The organism is Gallibacterium genomosp. 2, from assembly GCF_000771895.1.
Classification (GTDB): domain Bacteria; phylum Pseudomonadota; class Gammaproteobacteria; order Enterobacterales; family Pasteurellaceae; genus Gallibacterium.
In genome coordinates this window covers 1-2,202 of record NZ_JPXY01000057.1, presented here as the reverse complement: position 1 = coordinate 2,202, position 2,202 = coordinate 1, and the positions used below count along the sequence as shown (strand labels likewise).

2 protein-coding genes are annotated in these 2,202 nt (G+C 37.5%); both read left to right on the top strand.

Annotated features, from left to right (window positions below; genetic code table 11):
• The first annotated feature begins 114 nt into the window (after positions 1 to 114).
• Positions 115 to 639, top strand: coding sequence for an ATP-dependent protease subunit HslV (gene hslV / locus P375_RS10760; protein WP_039136926.1), 525 nt, complete (start codon positions 115 to 117; stop codon positions 637 to 639).
• A gap of 15 nt (positions 640 to 654) precedes the next feature.
• Positions 655 to 1,989: an HslU--HslV peptidase ATPase subunit gene (gene hslU / locus P375_RS10755; RefSeq protein ID WP_039136924.1), complete on the top strand. Its 1,335-nt coding sequence runs from the start codon at positions 655 to 657 to the stop codon at positions 1,987 to 1,989.
• Positions 1,990 to 2,202 lie beyond the last annotated feature (213 nt).

Genomic DNA, 2,202 nt, shown 5'->3' with positions numbered 1-2,202 from the left:
TTCTTTATCTTCAATAAAAATTTATCGCTTTCATTTATACTAACCTTGAAACTTGCTATTTTGCATCCATATAGGGAAACATTGTTTTTAAATAGACTAAAAAAGGAACAAAAAATGACCACAATTGTTAGTGTTCGCCGTAATGGGCACGTAGTAGTTGGCGGAGATGGACAGGTTTCGCTGGGGAATACCGTAATGAAAGGTAATGCTCGCAAGGTTCGCCGTTTATATGGTGATAAAGTGCTTGCGGGGTTTGCAGGGGGAACAGCTGATGCATTTACATTGTTTGAATTGTTTGAACGTAAATTAGAAATGCATCAAGGGCATTTATTGAAAAGTGCTGTTGAGTTGGCAAAAGAGTGGCGTACGGATCGCGCATTGCGTAAGTTAGAGGCAATGTTGATTGTCGCTGATGCAAAAGAATCGTTGATTATTACCGGTTTAGGCGATGTGGTGCAACCTGAAGAGGATCAAATTTTGGCAATCGGTTCTGGTGGCAATTATGCAATGGCAGCAGCAAGAGCATTGGTAGCAAATACAGATTTATCAGCAAGAGAAATTGTTGAAAAATCATTAAAAATTGCAGGTGATATTTGTGTTTATACCAATAACAATTTCACTATTGAGGAATTACCGTAAACAAAGGATAAAAAAATGTCTGAGATGACTCCAAGAGAAATAGTTTCCGAATTAGATAAACACATTATTGGTCAAGCGGATGCTAAACGTGCAGTGGCAATTGCGTTGCGTAACCGTTGGCGTCGTATGCAGCTTCAAGATCCACTGCGTCACGAAGTAACTCCGAAAAATATTTTGATGATTGGTCCAACTGGAGTAGGGAAAACTGAAATTGCTCGCCGGTTGGCTAAATTAGCAAATGCACCATTTATTAAAGTTGAAGCAACAAAATTCACTGAAGTAGGATACGTAGGTAAAGAGGTAGATTCTATTATCCGTGATTTGACTGATGTAGCAATGAAATTAGTGCGACAGACAGAGATCAATAAAAATCGCTATCGTGCAGAAGAAGCAGCAGAAGAGCGTATTTTGGATGTGTTGTTGCCTCCAGCGAAAGATCAGTGGGGAAATGTTGAAAATAATGATTCCCATAGTAATACTCGTCAGATTTTCCGAAAAAAATTGCGTGAAGGTCAATTGGATGATAAGGAAATTGAAATTGATGTTGCTTCAGGTGGTACGGTTGGTGTTGAAATTATGGCTCCTCCGGGAATGGAAGAGATGACAAACCAATTGCAATCAATGTTCCAAAGTTTATCAAGTAGTCAGACTCAAAAACGTAAAATGAAAATTAAAGATGCGTTAAAAGTATTGATCGAAGATGAAGCAGCTAAATTGATTAATCCTGAAGAATTGAAATTGAAAGCGATTGAAGCGGTTGAACAGCACGGAATAGTCTTTATTGATGAAATTGATAAAATTTGTAAACGAGGCGAAACTAGTGGACCGGATGTATCTCGTGAAGGGGTTCAGCGCGATTTATTGCCATTAGTAGAAGGTTCAACCATCAATACTAAACACGGTATGGTGAAAACTGATCATATTTTGTTTATTGCATCAGGAGCGTTTCAAGTTTCTCGTCCTTCAGATTTAATTCCTGAATTACAGGGTCGTTTGCCGATTCGTGTAGAGCTTGGCGCTTTAAGTGCGAAGGATTTTGAGCGTATTTTGACTGAACCGGATGCATCTTTGACTGAGCAATATAAAGCATTAATGCAGACTGAAGGTGTAACTATTGAGTTTACTGAAGATGCGATTGCTACAATTGCAGAAGCCGCATTTCGTGTAAATGAGAAGACCGAAAATATTGGAGCAAGACGTTTGCATACTGTATTAGAACGCTTGATGGATAAAATCTCTTTTGAAGCATCTGATATGAGCGGTGAAAAAGTAACTATTGATGAGGACTATGTAAAATCAGCACTTGGCGACGTTGTTGAAAATGAAGATTTAAGCCGTTTTATTTTATAATATTATTTTATAAAAAAGAGCTAGGTAGTTGATACTTAGTTTTCTGATGGTTAACAAAGGCCTAGGCAAAAAACTAGGCCTTTGATTTAATAAGGCATATAGGACAAAATAGTTGGTCTTTTTGCACTTTATGCCTTTATAGGACAAAATAGTTGGTAAAGATTATTTTGGATGATCTTTACCAGCTTTCTTTATTTAAAAAATCCTGTATAA